Origin of the sequence: Polaribacter sp. 11A2H (assembly GCF_011379025.1) — a bacterium.
Taxonomy (GTDB): Bacteria; Bacteroidota; Bacteroidia; order Flavobacteriales; family Flavobacteriaceae; genus Polaribacter.
Genome location: NZ_WTLD01000002.1, coordinates 423,956 through 444,562, shown reverse-complemented (window position 1 = coordinate 444,562; position 20,607 = coordinate 423,956). Strand labels below are relative to the sequence as shown.

The window sequence follows — 20,607 nt, the reverse complement described above, 5'->3', positions numbered from 1 at the left end:
AACATATTGATTATCAGTATAATTAAATTTGTGTTATACATTTGCACCCGCAAAACAGAAATATTCAATTTATCAAAAAGTTTTTATTTTTAAGTATCGTATTTTTAGGATTTATCAACGCAATTTCTATTGATAAAAAAATAGGTACTCATAACAAAGTTACTTTCCCCAAATTTATTGATTATAATATCCCCTATCTACAAAAAGACTTTGTAGGCTTTAAAGAAGCATTAGCTTTTAAAGAATCTCAAGGAAGTTATACGGTTGTAAATACATTAGGCTATTTAGGAAAATATCAATTTGGTAGAACTACTTTACATCGGTTTGAAATTTACAATACAGCAGCGTTTTTAAAAGATCCAGAATTACAAGAAAAAGCATTTAAAGCTTTGTGTAAAGTAAATAAATGGATTTTAAGAAAAGATATTAGACGCTCTGTAGGAAAAATCATAAACGGCACTAAAATTACCGAATCTGGTATATTAGCAGCAGCTCATTTAAGTGGTGCTGGAAATGTAAAAAAATATTTAAGAAGTAATGGCGTAGAAGGATTTTCTGATGCTTACGGAGCTTCTATAAAGAATTATTTAAAGAAATTTGGTGGATATAATGTTTCTAATATTATAGCAGACCAAGATGCTACAGTTGTTAATAGTTAATTGACATAGTACAACCAAAATTAAAAAAATTAATACATTTTTTCATATACAATACCCAGTGGTACGGGTTATTTCTTTTAAAACAAAATAACTTTCTAAAACACCAATATTCTCAATTTTAGAAAGTTTTAGTCTTACAAACTCATGATATTCATTTAGACTTCCTAAATTAATTTTTAAAAAAAAATCTACCTTACCAGCCATGTGGTAACATTCTTGTACTTCTTTTAAACCTTTAATTTGCTTTTCAAATTTATCTATAAAACCTTCATCATGGTATCTTAATGAAACCATACAAATAGCTGTAATAGGAATATTTAAAAGGTTTTTATCTATAAGCGCAACGTACTTTTTAATATACCCACGTTTTTCTAACCTCCTAATACGCTCATATACTGGAGAAGGCGTTAGATTAAGCATCTCTGCCACCTCTTTTGTTGTTTTTTTAGAATCTTCTTGAAGAATTCTTAAAATATTTAAATCTGTCTCGTCTATTTTTTCCATATAAAGATAAAATCACTTATTAAGGGTTACTTCTATCCATGTAAAAGTAATTAATATAAAAATAACAATTAATAAAAGATAAAAATACTTATTTTTTAATTAAACTAAGTAAAATTAACTTTATAATTAATCAAATATTTAATTTTATACTTTTAAAATAGGATTAAAGATGGATAAAGAAATTATTTTAATAACAGGATCTAGTGGTCAATTAGGCACTGTTTTAGCAGAGAAATTACAGAAAAAATATGGTATTGAAAATATAATTGCAACAGATCTAAGAGAAAATCCCACATTTAATGGTGTATTTGAAACGCTAGATGTTACAGACTTTAAGGCAATAGAAGCAACTGTATTAAAATATAAGATTACTCAAATATACCACTTGGCAGCTATTTTGTCTGCAAATGGTGAAAAACATCCATTAAGTACTTGGGACATAAATATGAAAACTTTATTTAATGTTTTAGAAGTATCTAGAATTCATAAAATAAGTAAAGTATTTTTCCCTAGTTCTATTGCTGTCTTTGGTAACAATATAGAACGCTCTAATACACCACAGTCTTCTAACTTAACACCTTCTACAGTATACGGAATTAGTAAAGCTGCTGGAGAAAATTGGGGGAAATATTATTTTGATAAATACGACTTAGATGTACGCTCATTAAGGTACCCTGGTGTTATTGGTTATCAATCTTTGCCAGGTGGCGGAACAACAGACTATGCAGTAGATATTTTTCATAAAGCTGTTAAGAATGAAGATTTCGAGTGTTTTTTGAGCTCTGAAACGATGCTACCAATGATTTACATGGATGACGCTATAAGAGCCACGTTAGAATTAATGGAAGCTCCAAAAGAAAAAATTACAGTAAGAACATCTTATAATATATCTGGTTTAAGCTTTACTCCTAATCAATTAGCTTCATCAATAAAAGAAAAATATTCTAGTTTAAAAATAAACTACAAGCCAGATTTTAGACAAGAAATTGCCAGTTCTTGGCCAATGAGTATAGATGATACTCAAGCGAGAAAAGACTGGGACTGGAAACCAAAGTTTAATATAAAAACTTTAACAGAAACAATGTTAAAAAATTTAGAACTTAAATATAATAATAACCTTATAAATTCATAATACAATGTACGGCACTATAAAAAACGATTTAAAAAAAGAACTAGAAACTATAAAATCTAATGGTCTTTTTAAGAGTGAACGTATATTGACCTCTAAACAAGGAGCAAATATCAGCACAGTTAACCAAGACAATGTTCTTAATTTTTGTGCCAATAATTATTTAGGACTTGCATCACATCCAGACGTACTAGAAGCAGGAATAAATGCTATAAAAACACATGGTTTTGGTCTTTCTTCTGTTCGATTTATTTGTGGAACACAAGATATTCATAAAGAATTAGAAGAAAAAACTGCCGCTTTTTTAGGAATGGAAGATTGTATTTTATATGCTGCTGCTTTTGATGCTAATGGAGGCTTATTTGAACCTTTACTTTCTGCTGAAGATGCTGTTATTTCTGACGCTTTAAACCACGCTTCTATTATTGATGGTATTCGTCTTTGTAAAGCAAAAAGATTTAGATATTCTCATAACAACATGGCAGATCTAGAAGAACAATTAAAACAAGCTAGCTCGTCTAGACGTAGATTAATTGTTACAGATGGTTCATTTTCTATGGATGGAACCATTGCTCAATTAGATAAAATTTGTGATTTAGCAGACAAATATGATGCTTTAGTAATGATTGACGAGTGTCATTCTACTGGTTTCATTGGTGCTACCGGAAGAGGTGTACACGAACACCATAACGTAATGGATAGAGTAGATATTATTACAGGAACTTACGGAAAAGCTTTAGGTGGTGCTTCTGGTGGTTTTACTGCTGCAAGAAAAGAAATAGTTGATATTTTAAGACAAAATTCTAGACCTTATTTATTTTCAAATACGTTGGCTCCGGCAATTGTTGGTGCTACATTAAAAGTATTAGATAAAATAACAAAATCTACAGATTTACGAGATAAGCTAGAGCAAAACACGATGTATTTTAGATCTGAGATGACAACAGCTGGTTTTAACATTGTAGAAGGTACCCACCCAATTGTACCAATTATGCTTTATGATGCTAAAATTGCACAAGAATTTGCAAAACTCTTGCTAGATGAAGGCATTTATGTTATTGGTTTTTTCTTTCCGGTTGTACCTAAAGGAAAGGCAAGAATTAGAGTTCAATTGTCTGCAGCACATTCAAAAGAAAATATTCAAAAAGCAATTAAAGCTTTTGTAAAAGTTGGAAAAAAGTTAAGTGTTATTTAATCATTCTAAAAATGACATAAGTATTTTCAATCATATAGAAATTTAAACGAAGTAGACATAAAAAAATAATCCCCCTTTTTCTTTTCATAAAAAAACACTTAAATTTTAACAATATTTAAGTGTTTTTTTTAAAATAAATCTATAAATATCAATTATAACTTACACCAAACGTAATTTATAATAATTAACTCCATTATATTATTTGTGTATAATAAAAATAGCTGGTTTTTTATGTAAATCTGGTTGTTGATGTTTCCAATCTTTAATCATCATCGTTTTAATATATTCTGATGGCAAGGTAATATCTGCCGCAATACATAAATTGGTTGTTGGTGATAAAGCAGCTTTTAAATCTGCTAACATTTTATCATTTCTATAAGGTGTCTCTATAAAAATTTGAGACTGATTTTTATCTTGAGAAATTTTTTCTAACTCTTTTATCGTTTTTTTTCTATCAGATTTATCAATAGGTAAATACCCGTTAAAAGCAAAATTCTGTCCATTCATTCCAGAACTCATCATTGCCATAATAATAGACGATGGGCCAACCAAAGGAATTACTCTAATATTATTTTCGTGCGCTAGTTTAACAATACTTGCTCCCGGATCTGCAATTGCCGGCACACCTGCTTCAGACAATAAACCTACATTAATTCCTTCTTTACAAATATCTAAATATCTAGATGTTTCTATTTCCTCCGCATATTTATCTAACAACATTAATTGTAGTGAAGGCTGTGATTTTTTAGGCGAAATTTTCTTAATAAATCTTCTTGCTGATTTTTCATTTTCAACAATATAGTAATCAATCTGTTCAACTACTTTTTTTACTGATAAAGGCATTACTTCTAGAGGTTCAGTTTCACCTAAAGTAGTGGGGATTAAATAAAGTTTACCAATCATTTTATATATTTTAGACACGTATTTCACGAATTTACACAAACTAAAAACGTAGAAATAATATTTTTATTTTTTTTGATATTTATTATACAGATTTCTCACTGATAAAATGGACTTTTTCTTTAAGACAAATTACTTGCAATAGCATTACAAGCATCGTCTAACATTTTATACACATTTTCAAAACCTTCGTTACCTCCATAATATGGATCTGGAACACTTAAATTTTTAGTAGGTTGTGTTTCATTTAAAATCATTCTTACCTTCTGCTCATCAGCATTATTTCTGGCTAATGAGAGTATGTTCTGATAATTACTATCATCCATGGCAAAAATTATATCAAATTCATCAAAATCTTTTACAACAAATTTTCTTGCTCTTTGCTTAGTAATGTCAATTCCATACTTTTTAGCAACTTCTATAGAGCGCTCATCTGGAAGTTTACCTATATGATATGCAGCTGTTCCTGCAGAATCTACCAAAACAGTATTCAAATTTACTTTAGATTGTAAAATACCTTCTGCTAAAGGAGAACGACATATATTTCCCAAACAAACCATCAATACTTTATGCATAAAAATAATTTTTGATAAAAATAAGAAACAATTACGCTCTTAAAAAATTTAAGAGCGTAAAATTAAAATATGAATAAGTTCTTTGAAGTTTTCTTTTTAGAAAGTCAACTTTTTAGTTAAATCGTCTACGTACTTTTTAAACTGCTTATCGGTTTCTGTTAAATTATCTACCGTTTTACAAGCATGTAATACCGTTGCATGATCTCTTTGCCCTATTTGATTACCAATACTTGCCAAAGAAGTCTTTGTTAATCTTTTAGCAAAAAACATAGCTAACTGGCGTGCTTGTACAATATGACGTTTACGAGTTTTAGATTGTAAGGTTGCCACATCCATATCAAAATATTTAGAAACTTCTTTCTGAATATAATCTATAGAAACTTCTTTTTTGGTGTTTTTTACAAACTTATCTACAATCTGTTTTGCCAATTCTACAGAAAACTCTCTTCTATTAAAAGAAGCTTGTGCAATCATAGAAATAACAACACCTTCTAATTCTCTAACGTTCGATTTTATATTTTTAGCAATATATTCTACAATATCTTCTGGCATTTCCACACCATCTCTGTACAATTTATTTTGTAAAATAGAAATTCTAGTTTCATAATCTGGTGCTTGTAACTCCGCAGATAATCCCCATTTAAAACGAGATAATAAGCGTTGTTCAATATCTTGCATGTCTACAGGGGCTTTATCCGAAGTTAAAATTACCTGTTTTCCATTTTGATGTAAATGGTTAAAAATATGGAAGAATACATCTTGTGTACCGGCTTTACCAGATAAGAATTGTACATCATCTATAATTAACACATCTATCATTTGATAGAAATGAATAAAATCATTTCTTGTATTTGATTTTACAGAATCTATAAACTGTTGTGTAAATTTTTCTGAAGAAATATATAAAACAGTCTTGTCTGGATATTTATCCTTGATATCCACACCAATAGCGTGCGCCAAATGTGTTTTACCTAACCCAACACCACCATAAACTAATAATGGATTAAAAGAGGTTCCTCCTGGCTTATTTGCTACTGCCATACCCGCAGAACGTGCCAATCTATTAGAATCTCCTTCTATAAAGTTTGCAAAACTATAATTAGCGTTTAATTGAGATTCTATTTTTACTTTTTGCAATCCTGGAATTACAAAAGGGTTTCTTAATTCTCTTTTATTAGACTCTAAAGGAACTGTTACTCTTTGTGGTTTTAATGGATCTCTATTTGAACTTGGAATTTTAACAATTTGCGGTCTATTACTGCTATAATTGTTTTCCATTTTTACATCGTAAATCAATTTAGCATCGTTCCCTAATTGTTTTACTAAAGCAACACGTAATAATTTAATATAGTGCTCTTCTAGCCACTCGTAAAAAAATTTACTAGGCACCTGAATAGTCAACGCTTCACCAGAAAGTTTTACCGGTTTTATTGGTTCGAACCAAGTTTTATATGCTTGCGGTTTTATGTTATCTTTTATAAAAGACAAACATTCATCCCAAACTGAGTCAGCATTTATAATCATTTAATTTTAGCGATTTTTTGTGTTATAATTAGGGTTTAAAAAGGGCTTATGATGCCTTTTTTAAGGTGGTACAAAAATGTGAATAAAATTCAGTATAAAAAAATCAATTTGCTATTGATTATTAACTATTTTTTACGTAGAATACACAAAACACTAATTAATTATATCACTTGAAAAAATCTATAACAAAAACTAGAATCCGATATTCAGAAACCGATCAGATGGGGGTTGTGTATCACGGTAATTACGCGCAATTTTTTGAACTAGGCCGCACAGAATGGATGCGATCTTTAGGGGTTACATACAAAGATATGGAATTAAGCGGGATAATGCTTCCTGTTATTTCTATAAATTTTAAATTTATAAAATCGGCCTTGTATGACGATGTTTTAACCATAAAAACAATATTGAAAAAGAAACCAATGGTTAAAATTGAGTTTGAGTATGAAATTGTAAATCAGAATGACGAGCTCATTTGTACAGGAAGTTCTGTTTTAGCTTTTATGAATTCTAAAACGATGAAACCAACTCGCTGTCCAGATCATTTATTAAAAGGTTTGGGGTATTAACAGTTTAATAAAAAAAAGGCTTTTCTTAAACTAAACTATTACTCTAATTCTTTAATATCAACTTTATATAAAGTATCGAAAATAGTATAAATTGCTTGTGCATCTTTTTTTCTGATAGAAATGGTGTACTCGCAATTCATTTCTAATTTTTGATTGGTAATCTCAATATTTTTCTCTTTGACAACTCTTTGTACAGCATTCATCATATCGTACTCAAAAGTTAACTTATAAAAAATATTGATGGTTTTTTCTAAAATATCAGCAGCTTCTAAACTAATTTGAGCAGACGTTTTGTACGCAGAAATTAAACCTCCAACACCTAATTTTGTACCTCCAAAATAACGGACAGAAACAATTAAAACATTCGTTACTTCAAATGATTGTATTTGACCATAAATAGGTAAACCTGCAGAATTATTAGGTTCTCCATCATCATTTGCTCTAAATTTTACATCTTCAATACCTAATTGATAGGCATAACAAAAATGACGTGCAGCATGATGTTTCTTTCTTAAATCTTCTAAATGTTCTTTTACATCTTCTTCTGATAAAACAGGAAAAACATATCCAAAAAACTTAGATCCTTTTTCTTTAAAAAGGGTTTCTTCAGATGGTTTTTCTATTGTTTTATAAACGTCTTCTAACATATTAAGCAATGGTTACTATAACAATTCCTACAATTGCCAAAATAACTCCTATTTTATTTTTTAAACTAAATTTTTCTTTAAATAAAAGTAATCCAACCAAGGTAGATACTACTACAACAGATACATTATTTATGGTAAACAAAGTAGAACTTTCAATTCCTGCTGTTTGCATTGCTTTAATTAAAAATACAATGGTAAAGTAATTAGGAACTCCTAAAATAATACCTGCAATTATATTTTTAAATTCAAAGGGTTCTTTTTTCTGAATCGTTTTAATTAATAAAATTAGCAATCCAAATATTGCTGCAAAACCAAATAAACTGCCAGAAAAAAGAGATGCTTCATTTTTCTGAACAAAATTAACTTCTACATATTTAAGAGTTGTATCTATAGCTCCAGAACCAAAAAAGAGTAATATAGGAAATAATAATCCTGCTTTTTTTAAGCTATTCTTAGCTTCTTTAACAGACGCTAAATAAACTGAAATTAAGGCAATTAAAACACCAATAATTTTTAAATAAGTAACAGATTCATCATATAAAACAATGCCAAAAACTACAGGAATAACCACAGACATTTTACCTGCAACCGAAGCTACTGATACTCCGTTTTGTTGTGCTGTATTTGCCATTACAAAAAAGATAGAAACAAACAAAGCTCCTAAAACAATAGCACCAAAAAACCATGGTTTCTCAGGAATCTCATTCAAAGAAAAAGTAATTTCCGACAAACCAAACCCCAAACCAAAAGCCACTAAATAATTTACTACAATTGCTTTTAAAGTATCAATTTTATAAATATCAAAATATTTAAAGATAACAAATAGTGAGGTTGAAAAAAGAACACTGAAAAGTAAATAAATCAAAATAAAAGTTTCTTTTTAACAAATAACTCTGTTACCTCTTCTTTACCAGGAATTAAATTCCAAGTATGGATGCCTAAGGTATTTGCAGAAACTGTATTTTCTTTAGTGTCATCTATAAAAAGTGTTTCTTCTGCTATTAAATTATTCTCATTCAACACAAATTCATAAATATCAACATTCGGTTTTCTTAAATGAATTTCGTGGGTTAAATAAAATTGTTCAAAACAAATTTTAAAGGAGTTGTAAAACTCCATTCCAACATTATTTTGAATCCAAGAAATATGTAAATCGTTGGTATTGCTTAATAAAAATAATCTATACTTTTTACTTTCTGCTAATTCCTGAATAAACTTTAATCGGTTTTTTGGAAAATCTAATAGAATAGAATTCCATGCTTTTACCAATTTTTCTTTTGGAACGTTAAATTTCGCTTCAAAAAAAGCAACAAATTCTTCTGTAGAAATTAAACCCATTTCATACTCATTTAAAATAGGTAAACTAGCTTCAGATTCTTGCGAAATTCCTAAATCTAGTAATTCCTTTGCAAAACGTTTTTTATCTAGGTTGATAAAAATATCACCAAAATCGAAAATAAGATTTTTAATCATTTAAATATATTTTTAAAACATCTGTTTTAATGTTTAGTTCTTCTTTAGCTACTTTCTTAAAAACAGGTGCCTTTACTCCTACTTTAAATGTGGTTTCTCCTGTAAAAACCTTCGCTTCATCCCAAAGATTTTCATCTATAAAAGTTTGTAAAGTTTGACTACCTCCTTCTATAATTACAGACTGAATTTGGTGTTTTTGTAAAACATCGCAAACTTGTTTTGCTATATTATTTTGAAAATCAATTGCTTCAAAAATGATGTTTATTATTTCAAGGGATTGAAACCCATTGCTATTCAGTATTTTTTTATCACAAATAACAATCGTCTTTACACTTCCGTCAAAAACATTGCTGTTTTTCGGAATTCTTAAAGTACGATCTAAAACAATTCTAACAGGGTTATGCCCCGTCCAACTCCTTACATTTAACTTCGGGTTGTCTGCAATAACCGTATTTGTCCCTACTAAAATTGCGTGTTCTTCTGCTCGCCATTTATGGACTAATTGCTGAGAGTATGGATTGGAAATCCAAACTGGTTTCTGCTCATCTTTTGTTAAAGGAGCAACAAATCCGTCTCTAGTTTGCGCCCACTTTAAAATAATATAAGGTCTTTTTTTATTTTGAACCGTAAAAAAACGTTTGTGATGTGCTTTGCATTCGGCTTCTAAAACACCTACAGTAACATTAATTCCTGCATTTTTAAGTCGTTCAATTCCTTTACCAGACACCAAACTATTAGAATCTATACAACCAATAACAACATTCTTTAGTTGATGTTTTACTATTAAATCTGCACAAGGAGGCGTTTTACCAAAATGAGAACAAGGCTCTAAAGTTACATAGATAGTAGCTTCTTTTAAAAGATACTTGTCTTTTACGGCATTAATTGCATTTACTTCTGCATGATTACTACCATAAGCAGATGTAAAGCCTTCTCCAATAATTTTATTTTGATATACCACAACTGCACCAACAGAAGGATTAGGACGAGAAGTACCTATTCCGTTTTTGGCAATTTGCAAACAACGTTTTATGTAAGTTTTATGATCGATAACTATAAATTAAAATTTTATTTCCTGAATTTGATCTATCGGATATACACTAGAATACCCAAAAACCTTGTATTTTAAATCTCCTGTAAATTGCACTTTTATAGATTTATTTAAAAATGAATTTAACAAGCCTCCTAATATTCCGTTTTTGTTATTGTCAAACACTTTTCTTGCAGGAATAACTACCGTTAACGGAATAGAAAATTCCTTTTTTGCTGGCACTTCAAATTCATCTGAAGAAACCTGAGCAACTTCCGCTCCATTAATAATTACCTTAATTTCATCCGTAGAAAGTACACCAGCAACATCATTAGGGTTTTCAAAAAAAGCTGCTGCTTTTAAACGAATAGTATCTCCTTTAAAAGAAGTTACCTTTACATTATCTACCTTTATAAAAATGGGTTTTTCTCTTACAGAACAACTTGTAATTAATGTAAAGAAAAGTATAAAATATAAAAGATTTTTCATGTTCAATTTTTAAAAAAATAGGTAACTTGCTCCTGCAAAAATACAGTAATAAATGACAAATTCAGATTTTATCATAAGAGAAATTCAACCTAAAGACAACCCACAATTGGCAATTGTTATTAGAGAAGTACTTTTAGAAATGGGTGCGCCAAAAATTGGTACTGCTTACGAAGATAAAGCAACAGATTTAATGTTTGAAAAATATAACACACCTAATTCTTTTTACTATGTTGTAGAGCATAATAACAAGGTAGTTGGAGGCGTAGGAATTGCACAATTAGATAATTTTGAAGGGAATACGTGCGAGTTACAAAAAATGTATTTTTTACCGATAACACGAGGAAAGGGTTTGGGTTCTAAATTAATAAATACTTGCTTAGAAAAAGCAAAAACAATTGGTTTTGAAAATTGTTATTTAGAAACTATGCCTTATATGAATGCTGCACAAGCATTGTACAAAAGGAATGGCTTTGTAAATCTTGATAAGCCTATGGGAAATACCGGACATTATTCTTGCCCTGTTTGGATGCTAAAAAAATTATAAAATTTTGATTTACACTATTCTTTTATCTGTTCACCTTTTACTCTTTAGTTGGGCTTTTTACAATATTTTATATTTTGGTGTAAAACCGTCTAAATCTTTAAGCTGGATTTTAATTACATTCTTATTTCCATTTATTGGTGTTTTTATTTTTATTTTATTCGGCATTAATAGAAGAAAAATAAAATACTTTGAACTTAAAGAAACTAAAAAAAGGAAAGATTATATTGAAAAGAATCTCAAAAATGAAAAGAATAAAAATGTAGCTTTACTTAAGAGCCACAAAGCCTCTAAAATATCTAATCTAATTTTTAATAACACAAATTTACCACTACAATTAAATAATGATGTTGTTGTTTTAAAAAGCGGAAAAGAAACTTTTGAAGCACTTTATAAAGCCATTAAAAGCGCTACATCATTTATTCATTTACAGTATTATATTCTAGAAAATGGAGAAATTTTAAATAACATAATTACTTTATTAGAAGAAAAACGAAAAGAAAATGTAGAAGTTCGTGTTTTATACGATTCTATAGGAAGCTTTCCGTTAAACAAAAAAACCATACAACATCTTAAAGAAATAGGTGTAGAAATTTACCCAGAAACTCCTTTTAAATTTGGAAGTTTTCTTTTCTCTTTAAATTATAGAAACCATAGAAAAATTGCCATTATAGATAATAAAATTGGTTTTACAGGTGGCGTAAATATTTCTGATGAATATATTACAGAAGACACCAATTTAGGTATTTGGCAAGATGCACATGTACAAATATCTGGTTGTGCAGTAGCAGACTTACACGACACTTTTTTAAAAGATTATTACTACGCAACCGATATCAATTTAAGTCAGAAAGAAAAATACAACACTGTTTGTAACGCTGAAGGAAACACTACAATGCAAATTGTTTCTAGCGGTCCAGATTACAAACAACCGGTTGTAATGCAACAATATTTAAGCCTTATTAATTTAGCAGAAAAAAGTATTTGTGTTTTAAACCCGTATTTTATACCTACGTATTCTATTTTAGAAGCTTTTAAAATTGCTGCTTTAAGCGGAGTAAAAGTTACTTTATTATTGCCTAAAGTTACAGACTCTAAAATGGCGACCTATAGTATGTATTCTTATTTTGAAGGTTTATTAAAAGCCGGAGTAGAAATTTATTTAAGGGACGATTTCTCGCATAGTAAAGTTATATTTATTGATGATGAAATTACCTCTATCGGCTCTACCAATTTTGATTGTAGAAGCTTTGAACACAATTACGAATTAAATGCTTTGATTTTTGATGAAGTAATTACCTCTGAAATTTCTACTGAATTTAACGAAAGAAAAAATTTAGCTAACAAAGTAACTCTAGAAGATTTCTTAAACAGATCTAACAAACAAAAAACACTTGAACGTCTTGCTAGATTTTTAAGCCCTTTATTATAAATTATCTATGACACTTCAAAATTTTCGTATTTTTTTTAATAGTGAATTATCAACGATGTATCCAAAAACAGAAATTGATTCTTTCTTTTTTTTGTTGATAGAAGCAAAACTGAACCTACAAAGAATCGACACCGTTTTAAAACCAGACTTTTTAATTGATGAAAGTATTTTATCAGAATTAAAAAGTATTGTAAAAAGACTTCAAAAAGAAGAACCTATTCAGTATATTTTAGGAGAAACTGAGTTTTATAGTTTACCCTTTTTAGTAGATGAAAACACTTTAATACCAAGACCAGAAACCGAAGAACTAGTAGAATGGGTTGTTAATGAAGTTCTAGAAATAAGAAGTAAGAATCAAGATAAAAACTTAAACATTCTTGATATTGGTACTGGTTCTGGTTGTATTCCTATTTCTTTGGCTAAGAATTTAAATAACGTTTCTATTTCTGCTATTGACGTTTCTTCAGAAGCTTTAAAAAAAGCAAAACAAAATGCAGTTTTAAATAAAGTTGACATTACTTTCTTAGAAATAGACATTTTAAAAGCTAAAGAATTACCTAAAAATTATGATTTCATAATTTCTAATCCTCCTTATGTTAGAGAATTAGAAAAAGTAGAAATCAATAATAACGTATTACAAAACGAACCACATTTGGCCCTTTTTGTTGATGACGAAAACCCTTTAATTTTCTATAAAAAAATTGCAGATTTAGCAAAACAAGACCTTACCAAAAACGGATTGTTATTTTTTGAAATCAATCAATATTTAGGAAAAGAGACCGTAGAAATGCTACAACAAAAAGGGTTTAAAAATATAGAGCTAAAAAAAGATTTTTCTGGTAATGATAGAATGATAAAAGCTGCATATTAAAATAAAAATTAGATCTTATTAAAAACGATTATCACCATCTAATAAATCTCCTATTCCACCTAATACACTACCTTCTCCTCGTTTTCCGCTTCCTGTTCTTGGCGCCATTGCCAAAACTCGTCCTGCCAATCTGCTAAAAGGTAAAGATTGAATATATACCGTTCCTGGCCCTTTTAACGAAGCAAAAAACAATCCTTCACCTCCAAAAACGGTGTTTTTAATACCGCCAACAAACTCAATATCATAATCTACATCTTGGGTAAAACCAACAATACAACCAGTATCTACTTTTAAAACTTCACCAGGTTGTAATACTTTTTTTGCCATGGTTCCTCCTGCATGAATAAAGCTTAAACCATCTCCTTCTAATTTTTGCATAATAAAACCTTCGCCACCAAATAATCCTCTACCTAGTTTTTTAGAGAATTCTACTCCTATAGAAACACCTTTTGCAGCGCATAAAAATGCATCTTTCTGGCAGATGAATTTCCCGCCAAACTCCGTTAAATCAATCGGAATAATTTTTCCTGGATATGGAGAAGCAAATGAGATTTGTTTTTTTCCAACTCCATCATTTGTAAAAACAGTCATAAATAAACTCTCTCCGGTCAAGATTCTTTTTCCTGCAGAAAAAATCTTCCCTAACAAACCCGTTTCTTGATTAGAACCATCTCCTAAAATAGTATTCATTTTAATATGGTCATCCATCATCATAAAAGTTCCTGCTTCTGCAACAACTCCTTCTTGCGGATCTAACTCTATTTCTACAAACTGCATTTCTTCACCAAAAATTCTGTAATCTATTTCGTGTGCATTTTTATTTGATGAGTTTTGTGAGGTTCTATCTTGAAACATAATAGCTATTTTAAGGTTTATATATTAATTAGATGATTTAAGTCTGTTTTTGTTACAAAAACACCTATTATATTTTTATAATTTAATAAAAATACCAGTAACAAAAACAACATTTATAGACAATAATTATTCTATAAAATTAGCGTAAATAAGTAAAAGATTGTTTTAATAACACTAAATTAACCTTTAATTATTTCTATCCTTTCACAAAAATATTACTTTTGATATCAGATAAGTTAAACAGTAATAAATCTAATATTAAAAATAAAAACTATGAAATATTTATCTCCAGAAATAGAAGCTTTTTACAAGAAATTTGAAACTTCAAAACCATTAGCACGTACAAATGTATCTTGTGGTATTTTTCAAGATTGTGATTATAATGAAGAAAGACCTGAGCTATACAAAAAGAAAGACTAATACCAATTAACGTAAAATTACTGATTGAATTTGTTTCTTTTCACTTAGTAACTCAATAGAAAATAGCATCGTAACTGTAACTATTATTCGATTTTTCATTTCTTAAGATGAATACATAATGCAAATTTATGTATCAATCATTTTAAAATTCATTTCTAAGAAACTATTTCTTCACTCTTAAACTCCAATGGAATTGAAATCTAGAAACAACCACTCCTTCTTTATTTTTCCCTTCGGATGTTAAAACAATAACTTGCCCTTCTCCCGTCTTTATAGATGCTTTAATTGCCTCTCTAATTTCATTACCTCCCTTACAAGAAAAAAGAATTCTTCCCGTAGCTTTTTTAAAAAACTGCGCTTCTTGTTTTGTCACTAACATAGATACTTTTACTTTAGAATCATCAATAGCTTTCATTACCAAGACACCTGTTGGCATTTCTGCCGCCATACCTTGTGCTGCCCAAAACATACTTCTAAACGGATTTTGATTCATCCACCTATATTTTATAGAAACTACCACTTCTGTATCTGTAATTGTACGCACTCTTACGCCTCCTAAATATGCTAAAGGCAATTTTACAAGGTTAAAAAGATTGACTTTTCTTGGGGTAAATTTCATTTTATATATTTAATTAATTTTAGAAACTTCTATTAAAGTTGACAAGGTAGTTAAAATAAACGAAACAAAAACTCAATAAAAACAGTAGTTACAAGCCTTTTTTACTGATTTTATGCCACAATAAAAAATGTTAACAAAATGTTAAATAAAAAAATAAACAGTACTATGCTTTGCATAATACCTTCTTAAAGACATATATTTGCATAAGAAAGTATTATATAGTTTATAAATTATGAAACATAATAACGAAAACACCAATGCCTTTTTAATACATATTTCTGCTTTCGCAGGATTTATTTTTCCTTTTGGTAATATAATTACACCATTAATTGCATGGCAAACGTTAAAAGACAGAAGTAGCTTTTTAGATAAACACGGCAAAGAAGCAATTAATTTTAATATCAGTTATTCTCTCTATATTTTTATTTTGACATTATCTTTTATTCCTGTTTTTATTGGTTCAATTTTTAGAAATTTCGATAATCTTAACAACTTTAATCATATTAACATCAATTTTGAGACTTTTAATTTCTTCGGAATTATGGGTATTGCATCTCTAGCAGGAATTGTAGGCATCATTAAAATTGCATTGATAATTATAGCAGCATTAAAAGCTAAAGAGGGAGAAAGTTATAAATATCCTTTCACAATAAAATTTATTAAATAATCATTTAAAATCACAATAAATGAAGATAGAAAACACAAAAGCACAAATGCGAAAAGGTGTTTTAGAGTATTGTATTTTATCCATCTTAAAAAATGGAGATGCTTATACATCTGAAATTTTAAAAACGCTAAAAGGTGCAGAAATGATTGTGGTTGAAGGTACCATATATCCTTTATTAACACGTTTAAAAAACGCAGGTTTATTAACCTATAGATGGGAAGAATCGACCTCTGGACCACCAAGAAAATATTATGTTTTAACAGAAAACGGCGGTCTATTTATAAAAGAATTAGACAAAACATGGAGCAATTTAGTAAGTGCAGTTAACCAAGTAATCAGCAAAAAACCAACCACAAATGAATAAGACAATCAACATAAATTTAGGCGGATTTTTCTTCCACATAGATGAAGTTGCCTATCAGAAATTAAAGCGATATCTAGAATCTATTTCTAGATCGTTAAGCGATGATCCACAAGGAAAAAATGAGATTATTGCAGATATAGAAGCACGTATTAGCGAATTGTTATCAGAAAAAATAACAGACGCAAGACAGGTTATTAATGAAGGTGATATAGAAGATATCATTAAAATTATGGGCCAACCAGAAGATTATGCTGGTGCCGAAGAAGAATATAGTGACGCTAATTATTCTTACACTAGAAATAACACTACCGGAAAAAAATTATTTAGAGATGGTGAGGATAAATTTTTAGGTGGAGTTGCCTCTGGTATTGCTCATTATTTTGATATTGATACCATCTGGGTTCGTCTTGGTTTGTTAGCCCTTTTCTTCGGAGCTGGTTTTGGAGTAATCTTATACATTATCCTTTGGATTTTGTTGCCAGAAGCTAAAACTACGGCAGAAAAACTACAGATGGAAGGTGAACCTGTAAACATCGATAATATCGAAAAAAAGATTCGTGAAGAGTTTACAAATGTTTCTGAAAATGTAGCTGATTTTGCCAACAAAGCATCAGAGAAATTTAAAGACGGAGCCAATGAGTTTTCAGAAAAAATGAATAAGACTTTTTCGGGAAAGACAAAAAAAAATAACGGATTACAAGATTTCATCAACACTATAGGCAAGATTATTCTGGTATTCTTTAAAGTGATTGGTAAGTTTATTGGAATTCTACTGGTATTTATTGCTGGTGCGGTTATTTTATCACTAATTATTGGTGGGTTTTCAATAGGAAGTTTAGAAGTATTAAATGTTAATGGCGAGTTTTTACAATATCCACCATTTTTCTATGATGCTATTTTACCAAAATGGGCACTAACACTTGCTGCTTTTTTATTAATAGGTATTCCTTTTTTAATCTTATTTGTACTGGGTTTACGCATATTATCTAGTAGTATAAAACAAATAAGCAAGCCAACATCACTAACCCTTTTAGGTATTTGGGTAATCGCTTTATTAACCATGATTTTTACAGGAATAGAATACGGAACCTCTCATGTAAATGATGGCCAATTTGTTAAAAAATCATCATTAAATATTGTAGAAAATGATACCGTCTCTTTAAAAATGGTCAATAATGATGAAATCTATTATAAACATAATTTAAAGAGAAGTTCTCGTATACAAGAGGTTGAAATAGACGGAACAAATAAAATATACTCTAATAATGTTAGCGTTGATGTTAAAAAAAGCAATACAGATGAGGGATATATAATTCTTGAAAAAGAATCCTCTGGAAAAACAAGAAATAGTGCAAATGCAAATGCTGAAAAAATTGAATATAAATTTGAAATTATCAATAATACCATTGTTTTAGATGCTTATTATTTGTCTGACTTTAAAAATATTTGGAAAGATGAAGAAATTAATATAACAGTTTATATACCTAAAGGTAGCACTGTTTATTTTGATCATTCTGTAAAAAACTTTTTAAATGACGTAGAGAATCAAACAGATATTTATGACAAAGATATGGTGAATCATCATTTTAAAATGACCGATGAAACCTTACAATGTACAGATTGTGTAGATGATTTAGATGCAGAAGAAGTTATTTAATACAATTCAACCAAAAAAAACAACAATTGAGTAACCAATCATTGATTTTAAGCGTCTATTAAAAGAAATTTACAATCTAATTAAATCCAAACTCATGAAAAATTCAGTATCAAAAATTATCGCAATTCTATTTATAACAACTCTTTTTACATCTTGTAATGTAGATATGATAAATAGAATTAATGGAAATAAAAATGTAATTACCAAAACAAGAAAAATTGCAGATCAATTTACTGGAATAAAAGTAAGCACAGGTTTAGATGTCTACATAACCCAAGGTTCTAACAATAAAGTGACTGTAGAAGCTGATGAAAATTTACACGATATTATTATTACGGAAGTTGAAGATGGTATATTAAAAATATATGCTGATAAAGGAATTTGGAGAGCAGAAGCCAAAAAAGTACATGTTACCATTAAAGATTTAACTCTTTTAATAGCCACAAGTGGAAGTGATGTATATGGAAAAGAAGTTATAGATACTGATGAAATTTCTATCTCAGCTACAAGCGGTGCAGATATAAATATTAAGGTAAACGCAACAAGTGTAGAAACAAATTCTACCAGTGGGTCTGATATTAATATTTACGGAATTACAATAAATCATGCTTCTAACGCAACAAGCGGAAGTTCTATAGATGCTTATGAATTAGAAAGTGAAAACACCATAGCTAAAGTAACTAGTGGAGCTAATATTAATATTTTTGCATCAAAAAAACTAGAAGCTAGAGCAACTAGTGGTGGAGATATTGATTTTAAAGGAAACCCAAAAACAGTTGATAAAAAAACAACTTCGGGCGGAAGTATTTCAAAAAAATAATTAACTTTAATTAAGTAAGCAACCAAACTATGGACTCTTTTTTAGAACCTTTTAGAAAATCTATTTTAATAAAAGTAGTACTGTTTTTAGCGATGTTGTTTTACAACTTTGTTTTAAATGCACAAGTTGATACAAATTCAAACTTATTTAAAACATTAAAAGATAAAGATAGTATTCTATTTGAAAGAGCGTTTAATAATTGTGAAATTGAAAAACTAACCCCAATTATTGCTGATAATTTTGAATTCTATCATGATGTTGGAGGTCTCCAAAATAAGGAACAATTTATTGATGTTATTAAAAAGAACCTATGTACTAACCCAGGAAATAACACCAGACAATTAGTTGATAATTCTTTAGAAGTACATCAATTAAACAATAATGGCATTATTTATGGCGCTATTCAAAAAGGAAAACACACGTTTCAACAAAAACAAAAAGGTGTATTAAAAACTGTTGGAATTGCAGATTTTACACACCTTTGGATTTTAGAAAATAAGATTTGGAAATTAAAAAGGGTGCTGAGTTATAATCACCAACCTTATACCAAATAACAATTTATTAGAAAGCTAACTTCTAATATTTATACTAATACTTGGTTTTATTAGTTTACTTGGTAAGTCGTCGTTTTGTAAAAAACGACGCTTACTTTTTTATATACTATAATTTATTTTACTGGCTTTTCAAAAAATGAATCTGTTAAATTATTTTTACTGATTGCTGCATCTGTAAATACTGCTGCAGGACTTGCTGGTTCTGTTGGCACACCGTTTTCATCAACTTTAAACCAAGTAATTTCTGATGGTAAAATCAATCCGTTTACATTATTCCATTTACCATATTTAATGATATTAAACTTATCACTTGGTTTTTTAGACATAAATGTAGCCGTGTATGCTAACCATTCCATTTTATAAGTTTCTGCATTAAAATACAACTTATAATTATCATCAGGAGAACTACCAATATTAGATTTAAAAGACATTTTATAACCAGGATAATCTACACCATCAAAAGTTAAAGGTGCAATTTTTTCATACGTAATACCTTCATCCGCTAATACAAAAGGCATTGCATAGAAATAAAAGAACAGGTTATGATAAAAAGCAGGGTTACCTTTAAAAGTTCCTTCTTCTGCTTCGTCTAACCAAACATTTTCTCCGTCGTAACCTACAGAATAATTAGGCGCATTAATTACATTTACACGAGATTGTAAATTGATTGTATGTACTTCATCTCCTTTTTTAAAGGATAAAACCTCAGCATTTCTCCAAGTGTCAATTCCGCCGTGAGCTTCAAAAACGTTCCCTAATTCTTCCGGAAAACTTTCTTTTTTAACTTCAACTTTTTGTACTAATTCCTTAACCTCCTTTTTAGCTTCATTCTTACAAGAAATAGCAATAACTACAACTAACAATAAAAGTACTTTTTTCATAATTCGATGATATATTTAAATTCGATACTTTAAGAGTCGTTTTTATTGTAATTCTTTACAAAAGGAGAGGTATTTAAATGTTAAATTATAAATGAATAGGTATTTGCATAAATTATAGTCTCTTAAATTTAAGAAAAATGTCAGGTTGAGCGCAGTCGAAACCTATTTTGAAAATCAATTAGTTCTCGACTGCGCTGCGCTCGAACAGACAGTAAGATTGTTATCCACTAAT

General features: G+C 29.2%; 25 protein-coding genes. 13 read left to right on the top strand and 12 right to left on the bottom strand.

The window, feature by feature from the left end; translation table 11 throughout:
- Nucleotides 1–41: 41 nt before the first annotated feature.
- Nucleotides 42–659: a peptidoglycan-binding protein LysM gene (locus GQS58_RS04295; RefSeq protein WP_166383189.1), complete on the top strand. Its 618-nt coding sequence runs from the start codon at nucleotides 42–44 to the stop codon at nucleotides 657–659.
- A 42-nt stretch (nucleotides 660–701) separates the two neighbouring features.
- Here GQS58_RS04295 and GQS58_RS04290 read toward each other — a convergent pair whose 3' ends face one another.
- A complete protein-coding gene (locus GQS58_RS04290) occupies nucleotides 702–1,163 on the bottom strand; it encodes an Lrp/AsnC family transcriptional regulator (RefSeq protein ID WP_166383187.1) in 462 nt (153 codons plus the stop codon).
- 169 nt (nucleotides 1,164–1,332) lie between these two features.
- Here GQS58_RS04290 and GQS58_RS04285 point away from each other — a divergent pair, with 169 nt between their 5' ends.
- The gene (locus GQS58_RS04285) at nucleotides 1,333–2,295 is read left to right on the top strand and encodes an NAD-dependent epimerase/dehydratase family protein (RefSeq protein WP_166383185.1); all 963 of its coding nucleotides are present in this window, start codon (nucleotides 1,333–1,335) and stop codon (nucleotides 2,293–2,295) included.
- Between the two features lie 4 nt (nucleotides 2,296–2,299).
- Nucleotides 2,300–3,487, top strand: a complete 1,188-nt coding sequence (gene kbl, locus GQS58_RS04280) for a glycine C-acetyltransferase (protein WP_166383183.1) — start codon at nucleotides 2,300–2,302, stop codon at nucleotides 3,485–3,487.
- Nucleotides 3,488–3,685: 198 nt separating this feature from the next.
- On the opposite strand, the gene GQS58_RS04275 is transcribed toward kbl, so the two are convergent.
- From GQS58_RS04275 to dnaA, 3 genes are all read right to left on the bottom strand, one after another.
- Nucleotides 3,686–4,390, bottom strand: a complete 705-nt coding sequence (locus GQS58_RS04275; protein WP_166383181.1) for an SAM-dependent methyltransferase — start codon at nucleotides 4,388–4,390, stop codon at nucleotides 3,686–3,688.
- Between the two features lie 119 nt (nucleotides 4,391–4,509).
- A complete protein-coding gene (locus GQS58_RS04270) occupies nucleotides 4,510–4,962 on the bottom strand; it encodes a low molecular weight protein-tyrosine-phosphatase (RefSeq protein ID WP_166383180.1) in 453 nt (150 codons plus the stop codon).
- A gap of 96 nt (nucleotides 4,963–5,058) precedes the next feature.
- On the bottom strand, nucleotides 5,059–6,486 hold the full coding sequence (gene dnaA, locus GQS58_RS04265; RefSeq protein ID WP_166383178.1) for a chromosomal replication initiator protein DnaA: 1,428 nt from the start codon (nucleotides 6,484–6,486) through the stop codon (nucleotides 5,059–5,061).
- A 170-nt stretch (nucleotides 6,487–6,656) separates the two neighbouring features.
- Between dnaA and GQS58_RS04260 the strand changes: the two genes are divergently transcribed.
- Nucleotides 6,657–7,055: an acyl-CoA thioesterase gene (locus GQS58_RS04260; protein WP_166383176.1), complete on the top strand. Its 399-nt coding sequence runs from the start codon at nucleotides 6,657–6,659 to the stop codon at nucleotides 7,053–7,055.
- Nucleotides 7,056–7,093: 38 nt separating this feature from the next.
- Here GQS58_RS04260 and GQS58_RS04255 read toward each other — a convergent pair whose 3' ends face one another.
- From GQS58_RS04255 to GQS58_RS04235, 5 genes are read right to left on the bottom strand one after another with little or no spacing between them, the layout of a single operon-like run.
- Nucleotides 7,094–7,702, bottom strand: a complete 609-nt coding sequence (locus tag GQS58_RS04255; protein ID WP_166383174.1) for an IMPACT family protein — start codon at nucleotides 7,700–7,702, stop codon at nucleotides 7,094–7,096.
- Nucleotide 7,703: 1 nt separating this feature from the next.
- Nucleotides 7,704–8,567: an EamA family transporter gene (locus tag GQS58_RS04250; protein ID WP_166383172.1), complete on the bottom strand. Its 864-nt coding sequence runs from the start codon at nucleotides 8,565–8,567 to the stop codon at nucleotides 7,704–7,706.
- A complete protein-coding gene (locus GQS58_RS04245) occupies nucleotides 8,564–9,175 on the bottom strand; it encodes an HAD-IA family hydrolase (protein WP_166383170.1) in 612 nt (203 codons plus the stop codon). The genes GQS58_RS04250 and GQS58_RS04245 overlap by 4 nt, the downstream gene beginning before the upstream one ends.
- Complete coding sequence (ribD, locus tag GQS58_RS04240; protein ID WP_205860381.1) at nucleotides 9,168–10,196, bottom strand: bifunctional diaminohydroxyphosphoribosylaminopyrimidine deaminase/5-amino-6-(5-phosphoribosylamino)uracil reductase RibD; 1,029 nt, start codon at nucleotides 10,194–10,196, stop codon at nucleotides 9,168–9,170. Before ribD ends, GQS58_RS04245 begins: the two co-directional genes overlap by 8 nt.
- A gap of 39 nt (nucleotides 10,197–10,235) precedes the next feature.
- Entirely contained in the window at nucleotides 10,236–10,694 is a 459-nt protein-coding gene (locus GQS58_RS04235) for an LEA type 2 family protein (protein WP_166383168.1), read from the bottom strand.
- A gap of 52 nt (nucleotides 10,695–10,746) precedes the next feature.
- Between GQS58_RS04235 and GQS58_RS04230 the strand changes: the two genes are divergently transcribed.
- The 3 genes from GQS58_RS04230 to prmC are packed head-to-tail and all read left to right on the top strand — an operon-like array spanning nucleotide 10,747 to nucleotide 13,538.
- Complete coding sequence (locus GQS58_RS04230) at nucleotides 10,747–11,238, top strand: GNAT family N-acetyltransferase (RefSeq protein ID WP_166383166.1); 492 nt, start codon at nucleotides 10,747–10,749, stop codon at nucleotides 11,236–11,238.
- Between the two features lie 4 nt (nucleotides 11,239–11,242).
- On the top strand, nucleotides 11,243–12,667 hold the full coding sequence (gene cls, locus GQS58_RS04225; RefSeq protein ID WP_205860380.1) for a cardiolipin synthase: 1,425 nt from the start codon (nucleotides 11,243–11,245) through the stop codon (nucleotides 12,665–12,667).
- Nucleotides 12,668–12,674: 7 nt separating this feature from the next.
- Nucleotides 12,675–13,538, top strand: coding sequence for a peptide chain release factor N(5)-glutamine methyltransferase (gene prmC, locus GQS58_RS04220; RefSeq protein WP_166383164.1), 864 nt, complete (start codon nucleotides 12,675–12,677; stop codon nucleotides 13,536–13,538).
- Between the two features lie 18 nt (nucleotides 13,539–13,556).
- On the opposite strand, the gene GQS58_RS04215 is transcribed toward prmC, so the two are convergent.
- Nucleotides 13,557–14,393: a TIGR00266 family protein gene (locus GQS58_RS04215; RefSeq protein WP_166383162.1), complete on the bottom strand. Its 837-nt coding sequence runs from the start codon at nucleotides 14,391–14,393 to the stop codon at nucleotides 13,557–13,559.
- 273 nt (nucleotides 14,394–14,666) lie between these two features.
- On the opposite strand from GQS58_RS04215, the gene GQS58_RS04210 reads away from it, so the two are divergent.
- A complete protein-coding gene (locus GQS58_RS04210; RefSeq protein WP_166383160.1) occupies nucleotides 14,667–14,813 on the top strand; it encodes a hypothetical protein in 147 nt (48 codons plus the stop codon).
- A gap of 163 nt (nucleotides 14,814–14,976) precedes the next feature.
- Here GQS58_RS04210 and GQS58_RS04205 read toward each other — a convergent pair whose 3' ends face one another.
- Nucleotides 14,977–15,432 (bottom strand): DUF4442 domain-containing protein, encoded by a 456-nt coding sequence (locus GQS58_RS04205; protein ID WP_166383158.1) that lies wholly within the window; start codon nucleotides 15,430–15,432, stop codon nucleotides 14,977–14,979.
- Nucleotides 15,433–15,664: 232 nt separating this feature from the next.
- Here GQS58_RS04205 and GQS58_RS04200 point away from each other — a divergent pair, with 232 nt between their 5' ends.
- From GQS58_RS04200 to GQS58_RS04180, 5 genes are all read left to right on the top strand, one after another.
- Nucleotides 15,665–16,099, top strand: a complete 435-nt coding sequence (locus tag GQS58_RS04200) for a DUF4870 domain-containing protein (protein ID WP_166383156.1) — start codon at nucleotides 15,665–15,667, stop codon at nucleotides 16,097–16,099.
- Between the two features lie 19 nt (nucleotides 16,100–16,118).
- Entirely contained in the window at nucleotides 16,119–16,463 is a 345-nt protein-coding gene (locus GQS58_RS04195) for a PadR family transcriptional regulator (RefSeq protein ID WP_166383154.1), read from the top strand.
- Nucleotides 16,456–18,120 (top strand): PspC domain-containing protein, encoded by a 1,665-nt coding sequence (locus GQS58_RS04190; protein ID WP_166383152.1) that lies wholly within the window; start codon nucleotides 16,456–16,458, stop codon nucleotides 18,118–18,120. Before GQS58_RS04195 ends, GQS58_RS04190 begins: the two co-directional genes overlap by 8 nt.
- Nucleotides 18,121–18,214: 94 nt before the next feature.
- A complete protein-coding gene (locus GQS58_RS04185) occupies nucleotides 18,215–18,940 on the top strand; it encodes a head GIN domain-containing protein (RefSeq protein WP_166383150.1) in 726 nt (241 codons plus the stop codon).
- Between the two features lie 29 nt (nucleotides 18,941–18,969).
- On the top strand, nucleotides 18,970–19,494 hold the full coding sequence (locus GQS58_RS04180; protein ID WP_166383148.1) for a nuclear transport factor 2 family protein: 525 nt from the start codon (nucleotides 18,970–18,972) through the stop codon (nucleotides 19,492–19,494).
- 113 nt (nucleotides 19,495–19,607) lie between these two features.
- Here the strand turns inward: GQS58_RS04180 and GQS58_RS04175 are convergent, their stop codons facing one another.
- Nucleotides 19,608–20,375: a DUF6503 family protein gene (locus tag GQS58_RS04175; RefSeq protein ID WP_166383146.1), complete on the bottom strand. Its 768-nt coding sequence runs from the start codon at nucleotides 20,373–20,375 to the stop codon at nucleotides 19,608–19,610.
- Between the last annotated feature and the right edge of the window lie 232 nt (nucleotides 20,376–20,607).

Coding starts and splice junctions, on each gene's coding strand:
- GQS58_RS04180 (WP_166383148.1), top strand. CDS start 18,970: ATGGACTCTTTTTTAGAACCTTTTAGAAAATCTATTTTAATAAAAGTA.
- GQS58_RS04245 (WP_166383170.1), bottom strand. CDS start 9,175: ATGATTAAAAATCTTATTTTCGATTTTGGTGATATTTTTATCAACCTA.
- GQS58_RS04275 (WP_166383181.1), bottom strand. CDS start 4,390: ATGATTGGTAAACTTTATTTAATCCCCACTACTTTAGGTGAAACTGAA.
- GQS58_RS04255 (WP_166383174.1), bottom strand. CDS start 7,702: ATGTTAGAAGACGTTTATAAAACAATAGAAAAACCATCTGAAGAAACC.
- kbl (WP_166383183.1), top strand. CDS start 2,300: ATGTACGGCACTATAAAAAACGATTTAAAAAAAGAACTAGAAACTATA.
- GQS58_RS04195 (WP_166383154.1), top strand. CDS start 16,119: ATGAAGATAGAAAACACAAAAGCACAAATGCGAAAAGGTGTTTTAGAG.
- GQS58_RS04185 (WP_166383150.1), top strand. CDS start 18,215: ATGAAAAATTCAGTATCAAAAATTATCGCAATTCTATTTATAACAACT.
- GQS58_RS04290 (WP_166383187.1), bottom strand. CDS start 1,163: ATGGAAAAAATAGACGAGACAGATTTAAATATTTTAAGAATTCTTCAA.
- GQS58_RS04200 (WP_166383156.1), top strand. CDS start 15,665: ATGAAACATAATAACGAAAACACCAATGCCTTTTTAATACATATTTCT.
- dnaA (WP_166383178.1), bottom strand. CDS start 6,486: ATGATTATAAATGCTGACTCAGTTTGGGATGAATGTTTGTCTTTTATA.
- GQS58_RS04175 (WP_166383146.1), bottom strand. CDS start 20,375: ATGAAAAAAGTACTTTTATTGTTAGTTGTAGTTATTGCTATTTCTTGT.
- GQS58_RS04205 (WP_166383158.1), bottom strand. CDS start 15,432: ATGAAATTTACCCCAAGAAAAGTCAATCTTTTTAACCTTGTAAAATTG.
- GQS58_RS04235 (WP_166383168.1), bottom strand. CDS start 10,694: ATGAAAAATCTTTTATATTTTATACTTTTCTTTACATTAATTACAAGT.
- GQS58_RS04215 (WP_166383162.1), bottom strand. CDS start 14,393: ATGTTTCAAGATAGAACCTCACAAAACTCATCAAATAAAAATGCACAC.
- GQS58_RS04210 (WP_166383160.1), top strand. CDS start 14,667: ATGAAATATTTATCTCCAGAAATAGAAGCTTTTTACAAGAAATTTGAA.
- GQS58_RS04190 (WP_166383152.1), top strand. CDS start 16,456: ATGAATAAGACAATCAACATAAATTTAGGCGGATTTTTCTTCCACATA.
- GQS58_RS04230 (WP_166383166.1), top strand. CDS start 10,747: ATGACAAATTCAGATTTTATCATAAGAGAAATTCAACCTAAAGACAAC.
- GQS58_RS04285 (WP_166383185.1), top strand. CDS start 1,333: ATGGATAAAGAAATTATTTTAATAACAGGATCTAGTGGTCAATTAGGC.
- GQS58_RS04270 (WP_166383180.1), bottom strand. CDS start 4,962: ATGCATAAAGTATTGATGGTTTGTTTGGGAAATATATGTCGTTCTCCT.
- prmC (WP_166383164.1), top strand. CDS start 12,675: ATGACACTTCAAAATTTTCGTATTTTTTTTAATAGTGAATTATCAACG.